Source organism: Streptomyces rubiginosohelvolus, assembly GCF_014649875.1.
GTDB lineage: Bacteria > Actinomycetota > Actinomycetes > Streptomycetales > Streptomycetaceae > Streptomyces > Streptomyces rubiginosohelvolus.
Map to the genome: position 1 here is coordinate 86522 of NZ_BMTW01000007.1, position 21099 is coordinate 107620.

At 72.2% G+C, this 21099-nt stretch carries 18 protein-coding genes; 1 reads left to right on the forward strand and 17 read right to left on the reverse strand.

Annotation, left to right across the window (positions count from 1 at the left end; genetic code table 11):
- Positions 1-30 precede the first annotated feature (30 nt).
- From rpe to fmt, 3 genes are all read right to left on the reverse strand, one after another.
- Entirely contained in the window at positions 31-714 is a 684-nt protein-coding gene (gene rpe / locus IE134_RS17745; protein ID WP_030712647.1) for a ribulose-phosphate 3-epimerase, read from the reverse strand.
- A 148-nt stretch (positions 715-862) separates the two neighbouring features.
- Positions 863-2296 (reverse strand): RsmB/NOP family class I SAM-dependent RNA methyltransferase, encoded by a 1434-nt coding sequence (locus IE134_RS17750; RefSeq protein ID WP_098017012.1) that lies wholly within the window; start codon positions 2294-2296, stop codon positions 863-865.
- A 144-nt stretch (positions 2297-2440) separates the two neighbouring features.
- Positions 2441-3373, reverse strand: a complete 933-nt coding sequence (gene fmt, locus IE134_RS17755; protein ID WP_097878791.1) for a methionyl-tRNA formyltransferase — start codon at positions 3371-3373, stop codon at positions 2441-2443.
- Positions 3374-3664: 291 nt separating this feature from the next.
- Between fmt and IE134_RS17760 the strand changes: the two genes are divergently transcribed.
- On the forward strand, positions 3665-4231 hold the full coding sequence (locus IE134_RS17760) for a hypothetical protein (RefSeq protein ID WP_030712638.1): 567 nt from the start codon (positions 3665-3667) through the stop codon (positions 4229-4231).
- Between the two features lie 131 nt (positions 4232-4362).
- On the opposite strand, the gene IE134_RS17765 is transcribed toward IE134_RS17760, so the two are convergent.
- The 14 genes from IE134_RS17765 to pyrR all read right to left on the reverse strand — a co-directional run bounded on the left by IE134_RS17765 (position 4363) and on the right by pyrR (position 21009).
- Positions 4363-6507: a primosomal protein N' gene (locus tag IE134_RS17765; protein WP_189431028.1), complete on the reverse strand. Its 2145-nt coding sequence runs from the start codon at positions 6505-6507 to the stop codon at positions 4363-4365.
- Between the two features lie 135 nt (positions 6508-6642).
- On the reverse strand, positions 6643-7851 hold the full coding sequence (metK, locus tag IE134_RS17770) for a methionine adenosyltransferase (RefSeq protein WP_006123164.1): 1209 nt from the start codon (positions 7849-7851) through the stop codon (positions 6643-6645).
- Positions 7852-8050: 199 nt separating this feature from the next.
- Entirely contained in the window at positions 8051-9295 is a 1245-nt protein-coding gene (gene coaBC, locus IE134_RS17775; RefSeq protein ID WP_098017014.1) for a bifunctional phosphopantothenoylcysteine decarboxylase/phosphopantothenate--cysteine ligase CoaBC, read from the reverse strand.
- Positions 9296-9444: 149 nt separating this feature from the next.
- Positions 9445-9717 carry a DNA-directed RNA polymerase subunit omega gene (gene rpoZ / locus IE134_RS17780; RefSeq protein WP_003970369.1) on the reverse strand — a complete coding sequence of 91 codons (273 nt, stop codon included), beginning with the start codon at positions 9715-9717 and terminating at the stop codon, positions 9445-9447.
- 61 nt (positions 9718-9778) lie between these two features.
- Positions 9779-10372: a guanylate kinase gene (gmk, locus tag IE134_RS17785; RefSeq protein ID WP_023608339.1), complete on the reverse strand. Its 594-nt coding sequence runs from the start codon at positions 10370-10372 to the stop codon at positions 9779-9781.
- Positions 10373-10410: 38 nt separating this feature from the next.
- Positions 10411-10734, reverse strand: a complete 324-nt coding sequence (locus IE134_RS17790; RefSeq protein ID WP_003970367.1) for an integration host factor — start codon at positions 10732-10734, stop codon at positions 10411-10413.
- A gap of 246 nt (positions 10735-10980) precedes the next feature.
- Complete coding sequence (gene pyrF / locus IE134_RS17795; protein WP_189431031.1) at positions 10981-11820, reverse strand: orotidine-5'-phosphate decarboxylase; 840 nt, start codon at positions 11818-11820, stop codon at positions 10981-10983.
- On the reverse strand, positions 11817-12929 hold the full coding sequence (locus tag IE134_RS17800; RefSeq protein WP_189431034.1) for a quinone-dependent dihydroorotate dehydrogenase: 1113 nt from the start codon (positions 12927-12929) through the stop codon (positions 11817-11819). The genes pyrF and IE134_RS17800 overlap by 4 nt, the downstream gene beginning before the upstream one ends.
- Positions 12930-13012: 83 nt before the next feature.
- Positions 13013-16321 carry a carbamoyl-phosphate synthase large subunit gene (gene carB / locus IE134_RS17805; protein WP_030712626.1) on the reverse strand — a complete coding sequence of 1103 codons (3309 nt, stop codon included), beginning with the start codon at positions 16319-16321 and terminating at the stop codon, positions 13013-13015.
- Positions 16314-17453: a glutamine-hydrolyzing carbamoyl-phosphate synthase small subunit gene (carA, locus tag IE134_RS17810; RefSeq protein WP_030712624.1), complete on the reverse strand. Its 1140-nt coding sequence runs from the start codon at positions 17451-17453 to the stop codon at positions 16314-16316. The genes carB and carA overlap by 8 nt, the downstream gene beginning before the upstream one ends.
- A complete protein-coding gene (locus IE134_RS17815; RefSeq protein ID WP_030712622.1) occupies positions 17450-18058 on the reverse strand; it encodes a PH-like domain-containing protein in 609 nt (202 codons plus the stop codon). Before IE134_RS17815 ends, carA begins: the two co-directional genes overlap by 4 nt.
- Positions 18055-19341, reverse strand: a complete 1287-nt coding sequence (locus IE134_RS17820) for a dihydroorotase (protein WP_030712619.1) — start codon at positions 19339-19341, stop codon at positions 18055-18057. The genes IE134_RS17815 and IE134_RS17820 overlap by 4 nt, the downstream gene beginning before the upstream one ends.
- Positions 19342-19343: 2 nt before the next feature.
- Positions 19344-20330 carry an aspartate carbamoyltransferase catalytic subunit gene (locus IE134_RS17825; protein WP_030712615.1) on the reverse strand — a complete coding sequence of 329 codons (987 nt, stop codon included), beginning with the start codon at positions 20328-20330 and terminating at the stop codon, positions 19344-19346.
- 94 nt (positions 20331-20424) lie between these two features.
- Positions 20425-21009 (reverse strand): bifunctional pyr operon transcriptional regulator/uracil phosphoribosyltransferase PyrR, encoded by a 585-nt coding sequence (gene pyrR / locus IE134_RS17830; protein WP_010057338.1) that lies wholly within the window; start codon positions 21007-21009, stop codon positions 20425-20427.
- Positions 21010-21099: the final 90 nt, after the last annotated feature.

The following is a 21099-nucleotide window of genomic DNA, read 5'->3' on the forward strand; positions in this document are numbered from 1 at the left end:
CCTGTCGGACCGCGTTCATCTGCCCTTGGTTCAGTGGTCGCACGCCCAGGGGGCCGCGGCCGTCGCCACGTCCGCCAGGGCCCGCAGGTCCCGCACCGCCGCCGCCGGGTCCGCCGCCCCGTAGACCGCGGATCCGGCCACGAAGACATCGGCTCCGGCCTCGGCGCAGCGCTCGATGGTGGCGGCCGAGACCCCGCCGTCCACCTGGAGCCACAGTTCGAGGCCGTGCTTGCTGATCAGCTCCCGGGTGCGGCGGATCTTCGGCAGCATGATGTCCAGGAAGGCCTGCCCGCCGAAGCCCGGCTCGACCGTCATGATCAGCAGCATGTCCAGCTCGGGGAGCAGGTCCTCGTACGGCTCGATGGGCGTCGCGGGCTTGAGCGCCATCGAGGCGCGCGCCCCCTTCGCCCGGATCTCCCGCGCGAGGCGCACCGGCGCGGCGGCGGCCTCGGCGTGGAAGGTGACGGACCCGGCGCCGGCCTCGACGTACCGCGGGGCCCAGCGGTCCGCGTCCTCGATCATGAGGTGGCAGTCCAGCGGGGTGTCCGTGGCCTTGCTGAGCGCCTCGACGATCGGCACGCCGAGGGTCAGGTTGGGCACGAAGTGGTTGTCCATGACATCGACATGGAGCCAGTCCGCGCCTTCGACGGCCTTCGCCTCCTCGGCGAGACGCGCGAAATCGGCGGACAGGATGCTGGGGTTGATCTGCGCCATGACCCAAGCCTGCCACGTCTGCGGCCGGTTCCCCGCCTCGATGCCCTCCGAAGCCTCACACGGCCCTCACAGTCCGCACATTCTGGGCATTTTGCCAGCGCTTTACTGTTCCTTTGCCGTACGGGCGGGTGCCCTGACGCGCTGATATTCAGCCGGTCCGGCGCAGCAGAGCCAGATACATCGCGTCCGTGCCGTGCAGATGCGGCCAGAGCTGGATGTCGGGCCCCTCGCCCAGGGCGGGCACCCCGGACATCAGCGGGCGGGCGTCGATCCACTCCGCCTCGACCGGCTCCCCGCCGCGCCCCTTGAGCACGTCCTCGACGACCACCCGGGTCTCCGCGAGATGCGGCGAGCAGGTGGCGTAACCGACCACGCCGCCGACCCGTACGGCCTTCAACGCCTCACGCAGCAGGCCGCGCTGGAGCGGGGCGAAGGCCTCCAGGTCCTCGGCGCGACGCCGCCAGCGGGACTCCGGGCGGCGGCGCAGCGCGCCGAGTCCGGAGCAGGGCACGTCCATCAGGATGCGGTCGAAGGTGCCGGGCAGCCACGGCGGGCGGGTGCCGTCGGCGGTGATCACCTGGTACGGGCCGGGGTTGCCGGCGAGAGCCCGCTCGACCAGCCGGGCGCGGTGGGGCTGCTTCTCGGCGGCGAGCAGTGTCGCGCCGCGCTCGGCGGCCAGCGCCGCGAGCAGGGCGGCCTTGCCGCCGGGGCCCGCGCAGCCGTCCAGCCAGCGGGTGTCGCGGCCCTCGACGGGGGCGGCGGCCAGGGCGGCGGCGACGAGCTGGCTGCCCTCGTCCTGGACGCCCGCCCGGCTCTCCCGGACGGCGTCCAGCGCGCCGGGCTCGCCGCCCTCGGCCATCCGGACGGCGTACGGCGACCAGCGGCCGGGCAAGCTGTTGTCCTCGCCCAGGGCCTTGACCAGCTCCTCGGTGGTGGAGCGGCCGGGGCGGGCGACCAGGGTCACCTCGGGCCGCTCGTTGTCCGCCTCCAGCAGGTCCTCGATGCCCGCCCGGCCGCCGCCCAGCGCGTCCCAGAGGGCGGAGACGATCCAGCGGGGGTGGGAGTGGACGACGGCGAGGTGGTCCTCGGCGTCCTGGTCGTACGGCGGGGCGACCTTCTCCACCCAGCCGTCGAGGTCGTGCGCGGTGACCTTGCGCAGCACCGCGTTGACGAACTTCGCACGCCCCTCCCCCAGCACCACCCGGGCCAGCTCCACACTGGCGGAGACGGCCGCGTGGGTGGGGATCCGGGTGCCGAGCAGCTGGTGGACGCCCATGTTCAGGACGTCCAGGACCGGCGGGTCGACCTCGCGCAGCGGCCGGTCGATGCAGGCCGCCACGATCGCGTCGTACGTGCCCTGGCGGCGCAGCGTCCCGTAGACCAGCTCGGTCGCCAGCGCCGCGTCCCGGCCGTCGAAGTCGCCCTTGGCACGGGCCTTCTTCAGCAGCGGGGGCAGCACGAGGTTGGCGTACGCGTCGCGCTCGTCGACGGCCCGCAGCGCCTCGAAGGCGAGGAAGCGGACCGGGTCCTTCTTGGGCCGGCGGTGGGGATTGGCGGGACGGCGACGCGGCTGGTCGTTCACGTGAAAGGTGCTCCGCTGATGGTGAGAGGTGCGAACTCTCCCAGCGTACGACGCCGTCCCGGCCCTCCCGAACAGCGGCCCGGGCGGCCCGGGGACCGGACTCCGAGCCGCCCCGGACGCCGCCCCGCGCCCCTGCGAGCCGTGCTACAGGCCCAGCAGCTCGCCGTGGGCGATGCGGACGCCGCGCGCCCAGTCGGCGGCGCGCATCGGCTTCTTGCCCTGCGGCTGGACCCAGAGCAGCTCGACGGCGTGCGATCCGGTGCCCACGTACACGTTGTTCTTGGCGGCCGACAGCTCGCCGGGGGCCAGGTCCGTGCGGTCCAGGACGGGGGTCGCCTGGATCAGCTTGAGCCGCTCGCCGCGGAACAGGGTCCAGGCGCCGGGGGCCGGGGTGCAGCCGCGCACCACCCGGTCGACCCGCAGGGCGGGCGCGGACCACTGGACCTGGGCGTCCTCGACGGTGATCTTCGGGGCCAGCGTCACGCCCTCGTGCGGCTGGGGCACGGCGTGCAGCGTGTCGTCCTCGATGCCGTCCATGGTGGCGGCGAGCAGCCCTGCCCCGGCGAAGGCGAGCCGGGTGAGGAGGTCGCCGCTGGTGTCGGTGGGACGGATCTCCTCCGTGAGGACGCCGTAGACCGGGCCGGAGTCGAGCCCCTCCTCGATCAGGAAGGTCGACGCGCCGGTGACCTCGTCCCCGGCCATCAGGGAGTGCTGCACGGGCGCGGCGCCCCGCCAGGCGGGCAGCAGCGAGAAGTGCAGGTTGACCCAGCCCCGGGCGGGCACGTCGAGGGCGACCTTGGGCAGCAGGGCGCCGTAGGCGACGACCGGGCAGCAGTCCGGGGCGATCTCGCGCAGCCGGGCGAGGAACTCCTCGTCCCGGGGCTTGACGGGCTTGAGCACCTCGATCCCGGCCTCCTCCGCCCGCTCGGCCACCGGGCTCGCGACGAGTCGGCGGCCCCGCCCGGCGGGGGCGTCGGGACGGGTCACGACGGCGGCCACCTCATGGCGGTCGGAGGCGATCAGGGCGTCCAGGGCGGGGACGGCGACTTCGGGGGTGCCGGCGAAGACGAGCTTCATGGGTGGCTGACTGCCTCTCGGGCCAAGACGTACGGTGACGAGCAGCACACCAGTCTAGAGTCTCCGGTCGGACCGGGCCCGGCCGCTCCCCTGTCGCGGGGGCGGCGACTCCCTTGCGCGGGGCGGCGACCGGGGGGCGTACGCGCGCCGCGCACGCCCCGTGCATATGCACATACGCCCCGATAGCGTGACCACATCCCCGGCTCGGGCGTTGGTCAAAGGAGATTGACCGAAGCGGGCCGCCCCGATCGCGGCCCGATCCCTTTCAACGCCGGTTCGAGAGGCTTCTTCATGGCCGACCACGCAACGCACGACGCCCAAGCGCGGGCCAGTCTGCATCTTCTGGTGCGGGACATCGAGCGGGTCAGGCGGCAGGTGGACGCGCTGCGCACCCTCACCGCCCAGTTGGGCAACGTCTACCGTCCGCGCCGCTCCGGCCCTTCCGCGGGCTTCGTCGTCTACGGCAGGGCCCCGGCCCCCACCGTCCGCCTCGCGCAGGAACTGCGGGACAGCGTCGAGACCCTGGTGACGGCCGCGGTGGACTTCGACCGCTCGCTGGGCTTCTCCTGGGACGCGGTGGGCTCCGCCCTCGGCGTCACCAAGCAGGCCGTCCACCGCCGTTACGGAACACGCCGCGCCACCCCGCAGCCCGCCGCCGAGGCGGGTGGCGAGAACACCGCCGCGCCGCGCCCGGTCTCCGTCGGCACCGGCCTGACCGGATCCTCCGCCAAGGGGTCCGGCTCCCCGGTGCCCTCGGTCCCGGCGGCCCGCTCGATGCCGCCGCAGCCGTCGACGGCCCCGCAGCCGGCCCGCGAGGAGCTGCGCCCCGGCGCGTTCCCGGGCCCGCGCAACGGCTGACCGCACGCCGCCCTTCTGCCCCTCCGTGCCGGTCGCACGGCGGGGCAGTTCCCTGTCCGGGGCCCGGGCCCCGAGGACCGCGGGCGGCTCCGGCGCGGTCCGGACCCGGCTCGCGGGACTCCGGCACCGGCTCAGCCGATGTCGGGCGGGTCGATCCTGATCCGTATCGGTTCTCCCGCGCCCTTGGCCGTACGGGCCGCGAGCGCCGTCTTCAAGGCGCGGGCGAGCGCCGCCCCGCGCCCCGGGACCACCCGGACCAGGGCCCGCTCCCAGGTCTCGCCCGGTGGCGCGTCCCCCGGCCTGCGGGCCCTCCCGGGCCCGGCCGAAGGGGCCGGCACCGGTCCCAGGATCTCGGCCTCCGGCGGCAGCCCGGCGTTCTGGAGGAACGCGGCCAAGGCCTCGGGCGGGCCGGTCACCGAGGCCATCCGGGAGACCGGCGGGAAGCCCAGCTCGGCCCGCTCCGCCAGCTCCCGCCGGGCGAACCCCGCCGGATCCCAGCGGACCAGCGCCTGCACCGCACGCTCCGTCGGCTCGGCCACGACCACCACCGTGCCGCCCTCCTCCTGCCCCCGCACCAGCGCCGACGCCGCCAGCCACCGGCGCAGCGCCTCCTCCCCCGCGCGCAGATCGGGCCGGCCGAGCATGGCCCAGCCGTCCAGGAGCAGGGCCGCCGCATACCCGCCCTCGGCGACGGGCTCGGCGCCGGGCGTGGAGACGACCAGGGCCGGGGCGTCGGGCACCGAGTCGAGGATGTGGTCGCGCCCCGAGGTGCGGACGGGCACGGCGGGAAAGGCCCGGCCCAGCTCCTCCGCCGTGCGGCGGGCGCCGACGATCCGGGCACGCAGCCGGGTGGAGCCGCACTCCGCGCAGCTCCACGCCCGCTCGGCCTGCCCGCACCAGGCGCAGTTCAGATCCTGCTGGTCCGGCGCCTCCAGGGGGCCCGCGCAGTGCCGGCAGCGGGCGGGGGTTCGGCAGCGTTCGCAGGCGAGGCGGGGGGCGTAACCGCGCCTCGGGACCTGGACCAGGACCGGTCCGGTGCGCAGTCCGTCGCGCACGGCGCCCCAGGCGAGGCTGGGCAGCCGGGCGGAGCGGGCGGCCCCGTCCCGGGCCAGCTCGCCGTCCCCGACCGTACGGATGAGGGGTGCGGCCCGGCGCAGCCGCTCGCGGTCCGCGAGGAGCGGCAGCGCCCAGCCGCTCTCCACGAGCTGGGCGGCCTCGACCGTGCAGCTGGTCCCGCCGAGCAGGAAGCCGCAGCGGCCCTGGGCCGCCCGCAGCTCCAGGACCTCGCGGACATGGGGGAAGGGGGCGTTGTCGTCGCTGTGGCTGGAGTCGCCGTCGTCCCAGACGACGACGAGGCCGAGGTCGCGGACGGGGGCGAACATGGCGGCCCGGGTGCCCACGACGGCCCGCACCGAGCCCCGGCGTACCGCCAGCCATTGCCGGTAGCGCTTCTCGGGGCCGGATTCGGCGGTCAGCAGGGCGTGCCGCCCCGCGCCGAGCGTCTCGGTCAGGGCCGCGTCGACCCGTGCGGCGGACCGCCCGTCCGGGACGACGACGAGTGCGCCGCGCCCGGAGGAGAGCGTCGCAGCGACGGCCCCGGCGATCTCCGCGGGCCAGTGCGGTCCGGGCAGGGCGGTCCACACCGCGCGCGGGGCGCCGCCCTCGGCCAGGGCGCGCAGGAAGGCCGGGCCCTGGCCGTACCGCTCCCAGGTGCCCGGGTCCGGGGGCGGGGGCGGCGGCAGCGGATCCGGGGAGGGCTTGGCCTCGGCGCGGCCGTTGCGGGGCGGGACGGCGAGCTGGAGGACGTCGGCGAGGCTGCCCGCGTACCGGTCGGCGACGGCGCGGCAGAGGGCGAGCAGCTCGGGCCCGAGGACCGGCTCCGGGGAGACCACGGAGGCGAGGGCGGCCAGCGTGCCCCGGTAGTCGGAGTCGGCGCGGCGCTCGACGATGAAGCCGTCGATCAGGCCGCCGCCCTCGCGCCGTCCGCCCTGGACGTTGCGCCCGCCGGCCCCGAAGCGGACCCGCACCCGGACGCCCGGCTGTGCGTCGGCGTCCAGCTCCTGGGGCACCGCGTAGTCGAAGAACTGGTCGAGGTGGAGGACGCCCTTGTTGACCAGGACGCGGGCGACGGGCAGCTCCTCGGCGAGGGGCGCGCCGCGCCAGGTCCGCGGCTTGGCGCGCGGCACCTTCGCCCGGCGCACGGTCTCCCGGATCAGCGCAAGCTGCTCCGGCGGCCCGGCCCCCGGTTCGGCGGGCTGCTCGTTCTCGCTGCTCACAGCTGCATTCTTACCAGAGGGCACTGACAGTCCGGAGAGCACGCACAGTCGTGGGGGGGGCACAGCAGCGGGGCCCGGCCACCGTCTTCGGTGTCCGGGCCCCGCCGTCACTCAGTGCCGGTGCTCGTACGGCCCTTACAGACCCGCGGCCGCGCGCAGCGCGTCCACGCGGTCCGTGCGCTCCCAGGTGAAGTCCGGCAGCTCCCGGCCGAAGTGGCCGTAAGCGGCGGTCTGGGCGTAGATCGGGCGGAGCAGGTCGAGGTCCCGGATGATCGCGGCCGGGCGGAGGTCGAAGACCTCGGCGATCGCGTTCTCGATCTTCTCGGTGTCGATCGCGGCGGTGCCGAAGGTCTCGACGAAGAGACCGACGGGCTCGGCCTTGCCGATCGCGTACGCGACCTGGACCTCGCAGCGGGCGGCGAGACCGGCGGCCACGACGTTCTTCGCGACCCAGCGCATCGCGTACGCCGCGGAGCGGTCGACCTTGGACGGGTCCTTGCCCGAGAAGGCGCCGCCACCGTGGCGGGCCATGCCGCCGTAGGTGTCGATGATGATCTTGCGGCCGGTGAGGCCGGCGTCGCCCATCGGGCCGCCGATCTCGAAGCGGCCGGTCGGGTTCACCAGGAGGCGGTAGCCCTCGGTGTCCAGCTTGATGCCGTCCTCGACGAGCTGCGCGAGCACGTGCTCGACGACGAACTCGCGGATGTCGGGCGCGAGCAGCGAGTCCAGGTCGATGTCCGAGGCGTGCTGCGAGGAGACGACCACCGTGTCGAGACGGACCGCCTTGTCACCGTCGTACTCGATGGTGACCTGGGTCTTGCCGTCGGGGCGCAGGTAGGGGATGGTCCCGTTCTTGCGCACCTCGGACAGCCGCCGGGAGAGGCGGTGCGCGATGTGGATCGGGAGCGGCATGAGCTCCGGGGTCTCGTCGCAGGCGTAGCCGAACATCAGGCCCTGGTCGCCCGCGCCCTGCTTGTCGAGCTCGTCCTCGTCGCCCTCGACCCGCTTCTCGTACGCGGTGTCGACGCCCTGGGCGATGTCCGGCGACTGGGCGCCGATCGACACCGAGACGCCACAGGAAGCACCGTCGAAGCCCTTTTTGGAGGAGTCGTAACCGATCTCCAGAACCTTGTTGCGCACGAGGTTGGGGATGTCGGCGTAGGCCTTGGTGGTGACCTCGCCCGCGACATGCACCAGACCGGTGGTGATCAAGGTCTCGACGGCGACACGCGAGGAGGGGTCCTCGCGCAGGAGCGCGTCGAGAATCGTGTCGCTGATCTGGTCAGCGATCTTGTCGGGGTGACCCTCGGTGACGGATTCCGAGGTGAAAAGACGGCGGGACACATCGCTCCCTGGGGTTGCAGCGGCTGCTGGCTGATCATGGGTGGTCCGTCCGAGAGCTGCGCTCGGCGCGTACCGTCGGCCAGTTTATCGGTCACTTCCGGCGATCGGGCCAGGCGTCTCGCCCTTTGGGAGGTTCGTGAGGTGCGCCACACAGGGCACCAGTAGGACAATTCACCCCGCCCGGCTGCCTTTTTCGGCGTTATGAGGCGTTTTCGCTCGACCGAAGGGCTGAAGCGGGATTCGACTGGAACCTGACGGAAACCAGATCCCAGATCGTGTCGGCGAGGGATTCCTTGGGGCCGTACGGCACCGGGGTCTCCTGGCCGTCGGCGGCGAGGACGACTGCTTCGTTCTCCTCCGAGCCGAAGGTCTTGCGCTCCCCCACCTCGTTGACCACGAGGAGGTCGCAGCCCTTGCGGCGGAGCTTGGCCCGGCCGTTGGCCAGCACGTCGTCGGTCTCGGCGGCGAATCCGACGACGATCTGGTCCGGCCGGGCCCGCTCCCCCGCGACCTCGGCGAGGATGTCGGGGTTACGGACCAGGGTGAGCGCGGGCGCCTCCTCGCCGTCCTTCTTCTTGATCTTGCCGGTGGCGTACTCGGAGGGGCGGAAGTCGGCCACCGCGGCCGCCATCACCACGACGTCCGCGTCGGCGGCGGCCTTCACCACGGCCTCGCGGAGCTGGACGGCGGTGCCGACCCGCAGGACATCGGCCCCGGCCGGGTCGGGCAGCCCGGTGTTGGCCTCGATCAGGGTGACCCGGGCTCCCCGGGCCACGGCGGTGCGCGCCAGCGCGTACCCCTGCTTGCCGGAGGAGCGGTTCCCCAGGAAGCGCACCGGGTCGAGCGGCTCGCGGGTGCCGCCGGCGCTGATCACCACATGGCGGCCCGCGAGGTCGGGCTCGGGAACCCCGCGCGCCAGCACCCGGCGGCAGACCTCGAAGATCTCGCCGGGGTCGGGCAGCCGGCCCTTGCCGGTGTCGACGCCGGTGAGCCGCCCGACGGCGGGCTCGATGACGACGGCGCCCCGGCGGCGCAGGGTGGCGACGTTCTCCTGGGTGGCCGGGTGCTCCCACATCTCGGTGTGCATGGCGGGGGCGAAGACCACGGGACAGCGGGCGGTCAGGAGCGTGTTGGTGAGCAGGTCGTCGGCGAGCCCGTGGGCGGCCTTGGCCAGCATGTCCGCCGTGGCCGGGGCGACCACCACGAGGTCGGCCCCCTGCCCGATCCGCACGTGCGGGACCTCGTGGACGTCCTGCCAGACCTCGTCGGACACGGGGTGGCCGGAGAGCGCCGACCAGGTGGCCGCGCCCACGAAGTGCAGCGACGCGGCGGTCGGGACGACCCGTACGTCGTGGCCGGACTCGGTCAGCCGGCGCAGCAGCTCGCACGCCTTGTAGGCGGCGATGCCCCCGCTGACCCCCAGGACCACCTTCGGCTTGTCCACTGCGTCTCCCCGCACTCGGCACCGTAACGGCAACATGTGCGTCCCATGCTGCCTCACCGCGCGCGGCGCGTTCATCCGGCCCCGGACACACCTCAGGCCCGGCGGACGGGCCGCCGGGCCTGGAGTGAAGGTGCTGTGGTGCTGCTGCGTTACTGCGCGGGGCCCTCGATGGCCTCGGAGGTCAGCAGGCCCGCGTTGATCTCGCGGAGCGCGATCGACAGCGGCTTCTCGTGCACGTGGGTGTCGACGAGCGGACCGACGTACTCGAGGAGGCCTTCACCGAGCTGCGAGTAGTACGCGTTGATCTGACGGGCGCGCTTGGCCGCGTAGATCACCAGGCTGTACTTCGAGTCGGTGGCCTCGAGGAGCTCATCAATCGGCGGGTTGATGATGCCCTCGGGCGTGGTGATGGAAGAGGACACTCTCTGCCTTCCGAAGGGGGTGTAGATCAAAGATCCGAGTGATCTTGACGATCGCCGGGATCTAGGCCTGAAGCATCAAGGCTAGCAGCTCGCGTGCCACATCCTCGACGGAGGTGTTGACGAGCGTCGTATCGAACTCCGCCTCGGCGGCCAGCTCGACCTTGGCGGCGTCGAGCCGGCGCTCGATGACCTCGGGGGCCTCGGTGCCCCGGCCGGTGAGCCGGCGGACCAGCTCCTCCCAGCTCGGCGGGGCCAGGAAGACCAGACGCGCGTCGTCCATCGACTGGCGGACCAGCCGGGCGCCCTGGAGGTCGATCTCCAGCAGGACCGGCTCGCCCGCCTCCAGGCGGTCCAGCACGGCCCGGCGGGGTGTGCCGTAGCGGTTGCCCGCGAACTCGGCCCACTCCAGCAGCTCGCCGTTGGCGATGAGCTTGTCGAACTCCTCGTCGTCCACGAAGAAGTAGTGGACGCCGTTGCGCTCCCCGGGGCGCGGCTTGCGTGTCGTCGCCGACACGGAGAGCCAGACCTCGGGGTGCACGGAGCGCATATGGGCGACGACCGTGCTCTTGCCGACCCCCGAGGGGCCGGAGAGCACGGTCAGCCGCGGACGTACGTCCGGGGGTACGGGGGACGTCCCCCGGGATGTTGCAGCCATGGAGCGATTATCCAGGTTCTCAGGAGTGCCTGAGAACGTCAGGCGGGACTGCCGCCGAACTCACGCTCCAGGGATGCGATCTGGTTGGAGCCAAGACCCCTGACCCGGCGGCTCTCGGAGATGCCGAGACGCTCCATGATCTGCTTGGCGCGGACCTTGCCGACGCCAGGCAGGGATTCCAGCAGTGCGGAGACCTTCATCTTCCCGATGACGTCGTTCTCCTGGCCCTGCTTGATGACCTCGTGGAGGGAGGCGCCGGAGTGCTTGAGTCGATTCTTGACCTCGGCCCGCTCCCGGCGAGCCGCGGCGGCCTTTTCGAGCGCGGCTGCGCGCTGTTCAGGGGTAAGGGGCGGAAGAGCCACGCCTACGTCACCTCGGATGTCGATCTGTCGGATACGGACCGGCGGGGAAGCTGGACGCCACCCCACCAGGTGAGAGCCGGACACACTGTGCTCGGCCGCTCTTCGACGGAGACTAGCGCCAAGGGCCGCTGTAGTCAGCGAGAACAGACGAAAAGTCCTGGTCAGCTGTGGCCGACCAGGATTTTCCCGACATATCGACCAGGTTTCCCGTCAGTAATTCGTCAACACGCTGTAAACGTGTCAGGGTCAGCTGCCGGATACGGCGCCGCGGACCTCGTCCGCGAACCGTCCGGCCGCTTCGCGCAGCCCGGACGCGTCCGGGCCGTGGCGCAGCACGCCCCGGCTCACGCTGGGCACCACGTTGCCCACCGCGTCGCCGAACACCGCCGGAAGATCCGCCGGGGTCGCTCCCTGGGCGCCGATGCCGGGCGCGAGCAGCGGCCCGTTGATGGCCAGGTCCACCCCCGCGTCGCCGAGCGTCGCACCGACCACCGCGCCGACCGAGCCGAGCGGAGTCGCCCCCTCGTTCTCGGCGGCCATGTGGTCGAGCATCAGCTGGGCGAGCGAGCGGCCGTCGGCGGCCGTGGCCCGCTGGACCTCGGCGCCCTCCGGGTTGGAGGTGAGGGCGAGGACGAAGACGCCCGCACCGGAGACGGCGGCGGCGTCCAGCGCCGGGCGCAGCGAGCGAAAGCCCAGGTACGGGGAGACGGTGACCGCGTCGGAGAAGAGCGGGGAGTCCTTGTCCAGGTAGGTCGCCGCGTAGGCGCCCATGGTGGAGCCGATGTCGCCGCGCTTGGCGTCCATCAGGACCAGGGCCCCGGCGGCGCGGGCCTCCTCGACGGCCTTCTCCAGGACGGCGATGCCGCGCGAGCCGAACCGCTCGAAGAACGCGGACTGCGGCTTGAGCACGGCGACCCGGTCGGCCAGCGCCTCCACGACGGTCCGGGTGAAGCGCTCCAGGCCCGCGATGTCGTCGTTCAGGCCCCAGGAGGTGAGCAGGGAGGCGTGCGGGTCGATGCCGACGCAGAGCGGCCCGCGGGTGTCCATGGCGTGACGCAGGCGGGCGCCGAAGGGTTCGGGGGTCACAGGGCGGCCTTCTTCCGGGTCTCGGCGCCGACGGCCTCGGCGAGGGTGGCGTACGGGGAGGCGGCGAGCCGGGCGGCGAGGCCCTTGTGGATCGCGCGGGCGTAGAAGGGACCTTCGTAGATGAAGGCGCTGTAGCCCTGGACGAGGGTGGCCCCGGCGAGGATGCGCTGCCAGGCGTCCTCGGCGTTCTCGATGCCTCCGACGCCCACCAGGGTGATCCGGTCCCCCACCCGGGCGTACAGGCGGCTCAGGACCTCCAGCGAGCGTGCCTTGAGGGGTGCGCCGGAGAGTCCGCCGGTCTCGCCCAGCAGCTCCGGTCCTGACTTCAGGCCGAGGCCCTCGCGGGCGATGGTGGTGTTGGTGGCGATGATGCCGTCCAGGCCCAGCTCCACGGCCAGGTCGGCGACGGCGTCGACGTCCTCGTCCGCCAGGTCCGGGGCGATCTTGACGAGCAGCGGAACGCGCCGGTTGGTGACGGTGCGGTCGGCGGCCTCGCGTACGGCGGTGAGCAGCGGGCGCAGCGACTCGGTGGCCTGGAGGTTGCGCAGGCCGGGGGTGTTGGGCGAGGAGACGTTGACGACCAGGTAGTCGGCGTGGGCGGCGAGGGCCTCGGTGGACTTCACGTAGTCGGCGGCGGCTTCGGCCTCGGGGACGACCTTGGTCTTGCCGATGTTGACGCCGACGGTGGTGCGGAAGACCGGGTTACGGGCGGCGAGGCGGGCGGCGACGGCGGCGGAGCCCTCGTTGTTGAAGCCCATGCGGTTGATCAGCGCGCGGTCGGCGACGAGCCGGAAGAGGCGCTTCTTGGGGTTGCCGGGCTGCGGTTCGCCGGTGACGGTGCCGATCTCGATGTGGTCGAAGCCGAGCATCGCCATGCCGTCGATCGCGATCGCGTTCTTGTCGAAGCCGGCGGCGAGCCCGAAGGGGCCGTGCATCCGCAGGCCGAGGGCCTCGGTGCGCAGCTCCTGGTAGCGGGGGGCGAGGGCGGCGGCGGCGAAGGTGCGCAGGACGGGGATCCGGGCGGCGAGGCGGATCCAGCGGAAGGCGGCGTAGTGGGCCTGCTCGGGGTCCATCCGCTTGAAGACCAGCCGGAAGAAGAGCTTGTACATGAAGAGATGTCCTTGGTGCTCGGTGTGCTCGACAGGGCTCGCAAAGAGGGGGACACCGTTTCCGGTGTCCCCCTCTCGGGCGGCTAGTCGCGCGCCGCTGTCAGATGCTCGGCGTGTTCCTGGAGGGAACGGACGCCCACGTCGCCGTGGTTGAGGGCGTCGATGCCCTGGACGGCGGCGGCGAGCGCCTGGACCGTGGTCAGGCACGGCACGGAGCGGGAGACGGCCGCGGTGCGGATGTCGTAGCCGTCGAGGCGGCCGCCGGTGCCGTACGGCGTGTTGACGATGAGGTCGACCTCGCCGTCGTGGATGTGCTGGACGATCGTCTTCTCGCCGTTCGGGCCGGGGCCCTCGGACTGCTTGCGTACGACGATGGCGTTGATGCCGTTGCGCTTGAGGACCTCGGCGGTGCCGGAGGTGGCCATCAGCTCGAAGCCGTGGGCGACCAACTCGCGGGCGGGGAAGATCATCGAGCGCTTGTCCCGGTTGGCGACCGAGATGAACGCGCGGCCCTTGGTGGGCAGCGGGCCGTACGCGCCGGCCTGCGACTTGGCGTACGCCGTGCCGAAGACCGAGTCGATGCCCATGACCTCACCGGTGGAGCGCATCTCCGGGCCGAGGACCGTGTCGACGCCCCGGCCGTGGATGTCGCGGAAGCGCGACCACGGCATCACGGCCTCCTTGACCGAGATCGGCGCGTCCAGCGGCAGGGTGCCGCCGTCGCCGGTCTTCGGCAGCAGGCCCTCCTCGCGCAGCTCGGCGATGGTCGCGCCCAGGGAGATGCGGGCGGCGGCCTTGGCGAGCGGGACGGCGGTCGCCTTCGAGGTGAAGGGGACCGTGCGGGAGGCGCGCGGGTTGGCCTCCAGGACGTAGAGGATGTCGCCGGAGAGCGCGAACTGGATGTTGATCAGTCCGAGCACGCCGACGCCCTTGGCGATGCCCTCGGTGGAGGCGCGCAGCCGCTTGATGTCGAAGCCGCCGAGCGTGATCGGGGGCAGGGCGCAGGCCGAGTCGCCGGAGTGGATGCCGGCCTCCTCGATGTGCTCCATGACGCCGCCGAGGTAGAGCTCGTGGCCGTCGTAGAGGGCGTCCACGTCGATCTCGATGGCGTCGTCGAGGAAGCGGTCGACCAGGACCGGCCGGGTGGGGCTGATCTCGGTGGACTCGGAGATGTACGAGGCGAGACGCGTCTCGTCGTACACGATCTCCATGCCGCGGCCGCCGAGGACGTAGGACGGCCGTACGAGGACGGGGTAGCCGATCTCGTCGGCGATGGCCTTGGCCTCGGCGAAGGTGGTGGCGGTGCCGTGCTTGGGCGCGGGCAGTCCGGCCTCGGCCAGGACCCGGCCGAAGGCGCCGCGGTCCTCGGCGGCGTGGATCGCCTCCGGGGAGGTGCCGACGACGGGCACGCCGTTGTCCTTGAGCGCCTGGGAGAGGCCGAGCGGGGTCTGGCCGCCGAGCTGCACGATGACTCCGGCGATCGGGCCCGCCAGCGATTCGGCGTGCACGATCTCCAGGACGTCCTCCAGGGTGAGCGGCTCGAAGTAGAGCCGGTCGGAGGTGTCGTAGTCGGTGGAGACGGTCTCCGGGTTGCAGTTGACCATGACGGTCTCGAAGCCCGCGTCGCTCAGGGCGAAGGAGGCGTGCACACAGGAGTAGTCGAACTCGATGCCCTGGCCGATGCGGTTGGGGCCCGAGCCGAGGATGATCACGGCCGGCTTGGTGCGGGTCGCGACCTCGCTCTCCTCGTCGTAGGAGGAGTAGAAGTACGGCGTCTTCGCGGCGAACTCGGCGGCGCAGGTGTCGACCGTCTTGTAGACCGGGCGGATGCCGAGCGCGTGCCGGACCTCGCGGACGACGTCCTCGCGCAGACCGCGGATCTCGCCGATCTGGGCGTCGGAGAAGCCGTGTCGCTTGGCCTCGGCGATCAGGTCGGCGTCCAGGCGTTCGGCGGAGGCCAGCTCGTCGGCGATCTCCTTGATCAGGAAGAGCTGGTCGACGAACCAGGGGTCGATCTTCGTGGCGTCGAAGACCTCTTCCTGGGTGGCTCCGGCGCGGATCGCCTGCATGACGGTGTTGATGCGGCCGTCGGTCGGGCGGACCGCTTCCGCGAGCAGCTCGGCCTTGTCGCCGACCGGGCCGGTGAAGGCGAACTGCGAGCCCTTCTTCTCCAGCGAGCGCAGGGCCTTCTGGAGGGCCTCGGTGAAGTTCCGGCCGATGGCCATGGCCTCGCCCACCGACTTCATGGTGGTGGTGAGGGTGGCGTCGGCGGAGGGGAACTTCTCGAAGGCGAAGCGGGGGGCCTTGACGACGACGTAGTCGAGGGTCGGCTCGAAGGAGGCCGGGGTCTTCTCGGTGATGTCGTTGGGGATCTCGTCCAGGGTGTAGCCGACGGCCAGCTTGGCGGCGATCTTGGCGATCGGGAAGCCGGTGGCCTTGGAGGCGAGCGCCGAGGAGCGGGAGACGCGCGGGTTCATCTCGATGACGATGACCCGGCCGTCGGTGGGGTCGATGGCGAACTGGATGTTGCAGCCGCCGGTGTCGACGCCGACCTCGCGGATGATCGCGATCCCGACGTCGCGCAGCCGCTGGTACTCGCGGTCGGTGAGCGTCATCGCCGGGGCGACGGTGATGGAGTCGCCGGTGTGGACGCCCATCGGGTCGAAGTTCTCGATGGAGCAGACGACCACGACGTTGTCGTTCTTGTCGCGCATCAGCTCCAGCTCGTACTCCTTCCAGCCGAGGATGGACTCCTCCAGGAGCACCTCGGTGGTCGGGGAGAGCGTGAGGCCCTGTCCGGCGATGCGGCGCAGCTCCTCCTCGTCGTGGGCGAAGCCGGAGCCGGCGCCGCCCATGGTGAAGGAGGGGCGGACGACGACGGGGTAGCCGCCGAGGGTGTCGACGCCGGCGATGACGTCGTCCATGGTGTGGCAGATGACGGAGCGGGCGGACTCGCCGTAGCCGATCTTCTCCTTGACGGCTGCCACGACGCCCTTGAAGAGGTCGCGGTCCTCGCCCTTGTTGATCGCCTCGACGTTGGCGCCGATGAGCTCGACGCCGTACTTCTCCAGGACACCGTTCTCGTGCATGGAGATCGCGGTGTTCAGGGCGGTCTGGCCGCCGAGGGTGGGCAGGAGCGCGTCGGGGCGCTCCTTGGCGATGATCTTCTCGACGAACTCGGGGGTGATCGGCTCGACGTAGGTGGCGTCGGCGATCTCCGGGTCGGTCATGATCGTCGCCGGGTTGGAGTTCACCAGGATGACGCGCAGGCCCTCGGCCTTGAGGACGCGGCAGGCCTGGGTGCCGGAGTAGTCGAACTCGGCGGCCTGGCCGATGACGATCGGACCGGAGCCGATGACCAGGACGGACTGGATATCGGAGCGCTTAGGCACGCTGGCCCTCCATCAGGGAAACGAAGCGGTCGAAGAGGTACGCGGCGTCGTGCGGGCCGGCGGCCGCCTCGGGGTGGTACTGGACGCTGAACGCGGGCCGGTCCAGGAGCTGGAGCCCCTCGACGACCTGGTCGTTCAGGCAGACGTGGGAGACCTCGGCGCGGCCGAACTCCGTGTCGGAGACCTTGTCGAGCGGGGCGTCGACGGCGAAGCCGTGGTTGTGCGCGGTGACCTCGACCTTGCCGGTGGTGCGGTCCTGCACCGGCTGGTTGATGCCGCGGTGGCCGTACTTCAGCTTGTAGGTGCCGAAGCCGAGCGCGCGGCCGAGGATCTGGTTGCCGAAGCAGATGCCGAAGAGCGGGGTGGAGCGCTCCAGGACGCCGCGCATCAGGGCGACGGGGTGGTCGGCGGTGGACGGGTCGCCGGGGCCGTTGGAGAAGAAGACGCCGTCGGGCCGGACCGCGTACACCTCTTCCAGGGTGGCGGTGGCGGGCAGGACGTGCACCTCGATGCCGCGTTCGGCCATCCGGTGCGGGGTCATGCCCTTGATGCCGAGGTCGATCGCGGCGACGGTGAACTTCTTCGTGCCGATCGCGGGGACGACGTACGCCTCCTTCGTCGCCACTTCGGCGGAGAGGTCGGCGCCGGTCATCTCGGGGGCCTGGCGGACCTTGGCGAGGAGGGTGCCCTCGTCGGGGATCGCCTCGCCGGAGAAGATCCCGACGCGCATCGCGCCGCGCTCGCGCAGGTGGCGGGTGAGGGCGCGGGTGTCGACACCGCTGATGCCGACGACGCCCTGGGCGGCCAGCTCCTCGTCCAGCGAGCGCTGCGAGCGCCAGTTGGATGGCTTGCGGGCGGGGTCGCGGACGACGTAGCCGGAGACCCAGATGCGGCCGGACTCGGGGTCCTCGTCGTTGACGCCGGTGTTGCCGACGTGCGGGGCCGTCATGACGACGACCTGGCGGTGGTACGAGGGGTCGGTCAGCGTTTCCTGGTAGCCGGTCATGCCGGTGGAGAACACCGCTTCGCCGAAGGTCTCCCCCACGGCCCCGTAGGCGCGGCCGCGGAAGGCGCGGCCGTCCTCCAGGACGAGTACGGCGGGGGTCTGTGCCCCCCGGGTGGAGAGGGTCATCGTGCGGTGCCTTCCGTCGTGGTGCTGGTGAGTTCGGTGGCGGCCGGGGCGCCGGTGAGCCGGTTGACGGCGTCGACCCAGGCCTGGTGCTCGGCGGAGCGGTCGGAGCGGAAGCCGGAGTCGATCAGCTTCTCGCCGTGCGCCCAGGTGATGATCAGCAGGCCGCCCTCGGGGAGGACCTTGCCGGCGAGCGCCTGGTCGAGGCGGGCCTCACGCAGGGCGTCGGCCGGGATGAAGAAGTCGGCCGCTCCGGGGCGTACGACGTCCAGGCCGCGGGCGGTGAGCGTCAGCTCGGTACGGCTGCGGGTGCCGAGCCCGTGCGCGACGATCCGGTCGAGCCACTGCCCGGCGGTGGTGGAGGCGTGGTAGCGCCCCTCCAGCGTCAGCAGCGTCTCGTCGCCGTCGAAGTCCTCGGGGGTGGCCGGGAGCTCCGGCAGGTCCGACTGGAGGCTGGCGCGCCACTTCCAGCCCTGGCGCATCAGCCAGTAGACGAGGGCGATGAAGACGAACAGGCCGACCACCCAGGCGATGCGGGCGGCCCAGTCCGTCACTTCCGCCGACTTCTGCTCGGCGGCCAGGTGGTACAGGGGGGTCAGAGTTGTCACGCGAGCTTCCCGTCGACGACCGTGGCACGGCCCCGCAGGAAGGTGTGGGTGACACGGCCCGGCAGCTCACGGCCCTCGTAGGGGGTGTTGCGGCTGCGGGACGCGAAGCCCGCGGGGTCCACTGCTCCACGGTATGCCGGATCGACCAGAGTGAGGTTGGCGGGCTCACCCGCCGAGACGGGACGGCCGTGTCCTTCGAGCCGGCCGATGGCCGCGGGGCGGAACGACATGCGGTCGGCGACGCCCGCCCAGTCGATCAGACCGGTGTCCACCATCGTCTGCTGGACGACCGAGAGCGCGGTCTCCAGGCCCACCATGCCCATGGCGGCCGCGGCCCACTCGCAGTCCTTGTCCTCGTGCGGGTGCGGGGCGTGGTCGGTGGCGACGCAGTCGATCGTGCCGTCGGCCAGCGCCTCGCGCAGGGCCAGGACGTCGGCCTCGGTGCGCAGCGGCGGGTTCACCTTGTAGACCGGGTTGTAGGTGCGGACCAGCTCGTCGGTGAGGAGGAGGTGGTGCGGGGTGACCTCGGCGGTGACGTTCCAGCCCTTGGACTTGGCCCAGCGGACGATCTCCACGGAGCCCGCGGTGGAGAGGTGGCAGATGTGGACGCGGGAGCCGACGTGGGCGGCGAGGAGGACGTCGCGGGCGATGATCGACTCCTCGGCGACGGCGGGCCAGCCGCCGAGTCCCAGCTCGGCCGAGACGATGCCCTCGTTCATCTGGGCGCCCTCGGTGAGGCGGGGCTCCTGGGCGTGCTGGGCGACGACGCCGTCGAAGGCCTTCACGTACTCCAGGGCGCGGCGCATGATCACGGCGTCGTCGACGCACTTGCCGTCGTCGGAGAAGACCTTCACCCCGGCGGCCGAGTCGTGCATGGCGCCGAGCTCGGCGAGCTTCTTGCCCTCCAGGCCGACGGTGACGGCGCCGACGGGCTGCACGTCGCAGTAGCCGGACTCCTTGCCGAGCCGCCAGACCTGCTCGACGACGCCGGCGGTGTCGGCGACGGGGAAGGTGTTGGCCATGGCGTGTACGGCGGTGAAGCCGCCGACGGCCGCGGCCTTGGTGCCGGTGAGGACGGTCTCGGAGTCCTCGCGGCCGGGCTCGCGCAGATGGGTGTGCAGGTCGACCAGGCCGGGCAGCAGGATCTGCCCCTCGGCCTCGATCACGGTGGCGCCCTCGGCGTCGAGGCCGGTGCCCACCTCGGCGATGGTCTCGCCGTCGATCAGGACGTCCTGCGGCTCGCCGCCGAGGATCCGCGCACCGCGGACAATGATCTTGCTCATGGTTACTTGTTCTCCTCGGTACGGGCGGGGGCGGCGGACAGCGCGGTGTCGGAGCCGCCGAGCAGCAGGTAGAGCACGGCCATGCGGATGGAGACGCCGTTGGCGACCTGCTCGACGACCGTGCAGCGGTCGGAGTCGGCGACCTCGGCGGTGATCTCCATGCCGCGGACCATCGGGCCGGGGTGCATGACGACGGCGTGTTCGGGCATCTTCGCCATCCGCTCGCCGTCCAGGCCGTAGCGGCGGGAGTATTCGCGCTCGGTCGGGAAGTAGGCGGCGTTCATCCGTTCGCGCTGCACGCGCAGCATCATCACCGCATCGGACTTCGCCAGCACGTCGTCGAGGCTGTAGCTGACGTCGCAGGGCCACTGCTCGACGCCCACGGGGACGAGGGTGGGCGGGGCCACCAGGGTGACGTGCGCGCCGAGCGTGGTGAGCAGGTGGACGTTGGAGCGGGCGACGCGGCTGTGCAGGATGTCGCCGACGATCGTGATGCGGCGGCCCTCCAGGTCGCGGCCGAGCCCGGCGTCGGGGCCGACGAGCCGGCGGCGCATGGTGAAGGCGTCAAGCAGGGCCTGGGTGGGGTGCTCGTGGGTGCCGTCGCCGGCGTTGACCACGGCCCCGTCGATCCAGCCGGAGGTGGCGAGCCGGTAGGGGGCGCCGGAGGCGCCGTGCCGGATGACGACGGCGTCGGCGCCCATCGCCTCCAGGGTCAGGGCGGTGTCCTTCAGGGACTCGCCCTTGGAGACGGAGGAGCCCTTGGCGGAGAAGTTGATGACATCGGCGGACAGCCGCTTGGCGGCCGCCTCGAAGGAGATGCGGGTCCGGGTCGAGTCCTCGAAGAAGAGGTTGACGACGGTACGGCCGCGCAGGGTGGGGAGCTTCTTGATCGGCCGGTCCGCGACCCGGGCCATCTCCTCGGCGGTGTCGAGGATCAGGACGGCGTCGTCGCGGGTGAGGTCGGCGGCCGAGATGAGGTGACGCTTCATCTGGGGTTCTCCGGGTGGCTGGAGGGGGTTTCAGGCATGCGGGCGCGCAGAAGGGCGCCGTACGTCCCCACAGGGGCGTACGGGAGCGTTCGGGCTACTGCGCGTCCGCGGGGGCGGCCTGCTTGACGCCGAGCAGCACGGCGTCGCGGCCGTCCTCCTCGGCGAGCTGGACCTTGACCGTCTCCCGCAGCGACGTGGGGAGGTTCTTGCCGACGTAGTCCGCGCGGATCGGGAGCTCCCGGTGGCCGCGGTCGACGAGGACCGCGAGCTGCACCGCGCGGGGGCGGCCGATGTCGCCGAGCGCGTCGAGGGCGGCGCGGATCGTGCGGCCGGAGAAGAGCACGTCGTCGACCAGGACGACCAGGCTGCCCTCGATCCCCTCGCCGGGGATGTCGGTGCGGGCCAGGGCGCGCGCCGGGCGCAGCCGCAGGTCGTCGCGGTACATGGTGATGTCGAGCGATCCGACCGGCGTCTTCCGGCCGGTGATCTCTTCGAGTTTGTCGGCGAGCCGGCGGGCGAGGAACACGCCCCGGGTCGGGATGCCGAGCAGCACCACGTCGTCGGCGCCCTTGGCGCGTTCGACGATCTCGTGGGCGATACGGGTCAGCACACGGGCGATGTCGGGGGCCTCGAGAACGGGGCGCGCCGCGTTGCCGGTGGCGTCGTGCTGTGCGTCCATAAGAAACGGACCTCCTTCTCCGCCTCACGGGACGGATCGTTAAAGGACGTCGAATTTGCGTCATCCACGCTACCAGGGCTTGCGCCCGGC

Excerpts from the sequence above, each read along its gene's own strand:
- rpe (WP_030712647.1), bottom strand. The coding sequence starts at position 714 with ATGGCGCAGATCAACCCCAGCATCCTGTCCGCCGATTTCGCGCGTCTC.
- fmt (WP_097878791.1), bottom strand. The coding sequence starts at position 3,373 with ATGAAGCTCGTCTTCGCCGGCACCCCCGAAGTCGCCGTCCCCGCCCTG.
- IE134_RS17760 (WP_030712638.1), top strand. The coding sequence starts at position 3,665 with ATGGCCGACCACGCAACGCACGACGCCCAAGCGCGGGCCAGTCTGCAT.
- gmk (WP_023608339.1), bottom strand. The coding sequence starts at position 10,372 with ATGGCTGCAACATCCCGGGGGACGTCCCCCGTACCCCCGGACGTACGT.
- IE134_RS17800 (WP_189431034.1), bottom strand. The coding sequence starts at position 12,929 with ATGTACAAGCTCTTCTTCCGGCTGGTCTTCAAGCGGATGGACCCCGAG.
- carA (WP_030712624.1), bottom strand. The coding sequence starts at position 17,453 with ATGACCCTCTCCACCCGGGGGGCACAGACCCCCGCCGTACTCGTCCTG.
- IE134_RS17820 (WP_030712619.1), bottom strand. The coding sequence starts at position 19,341 with ATGAGCAAGATCATTGTCCGCGGTGCGCGGATCCTCGGCGGCGAGCCG.
- IE134_RS17825 (WP_030712615.1), bottom strand. The coding sequence starts at position 20,330 with ATGAAGCGTCACCTCATCTCGGCCGCCGACCTCACCCGCGACGACGCC.
- pyrR (WP_010057338.1), bottom strand. The coding sequence starts at position 21,009 with ATGGACGCACAGCACGACGCCACCGGCAACGCGGCGCGCCCCGTTCTC.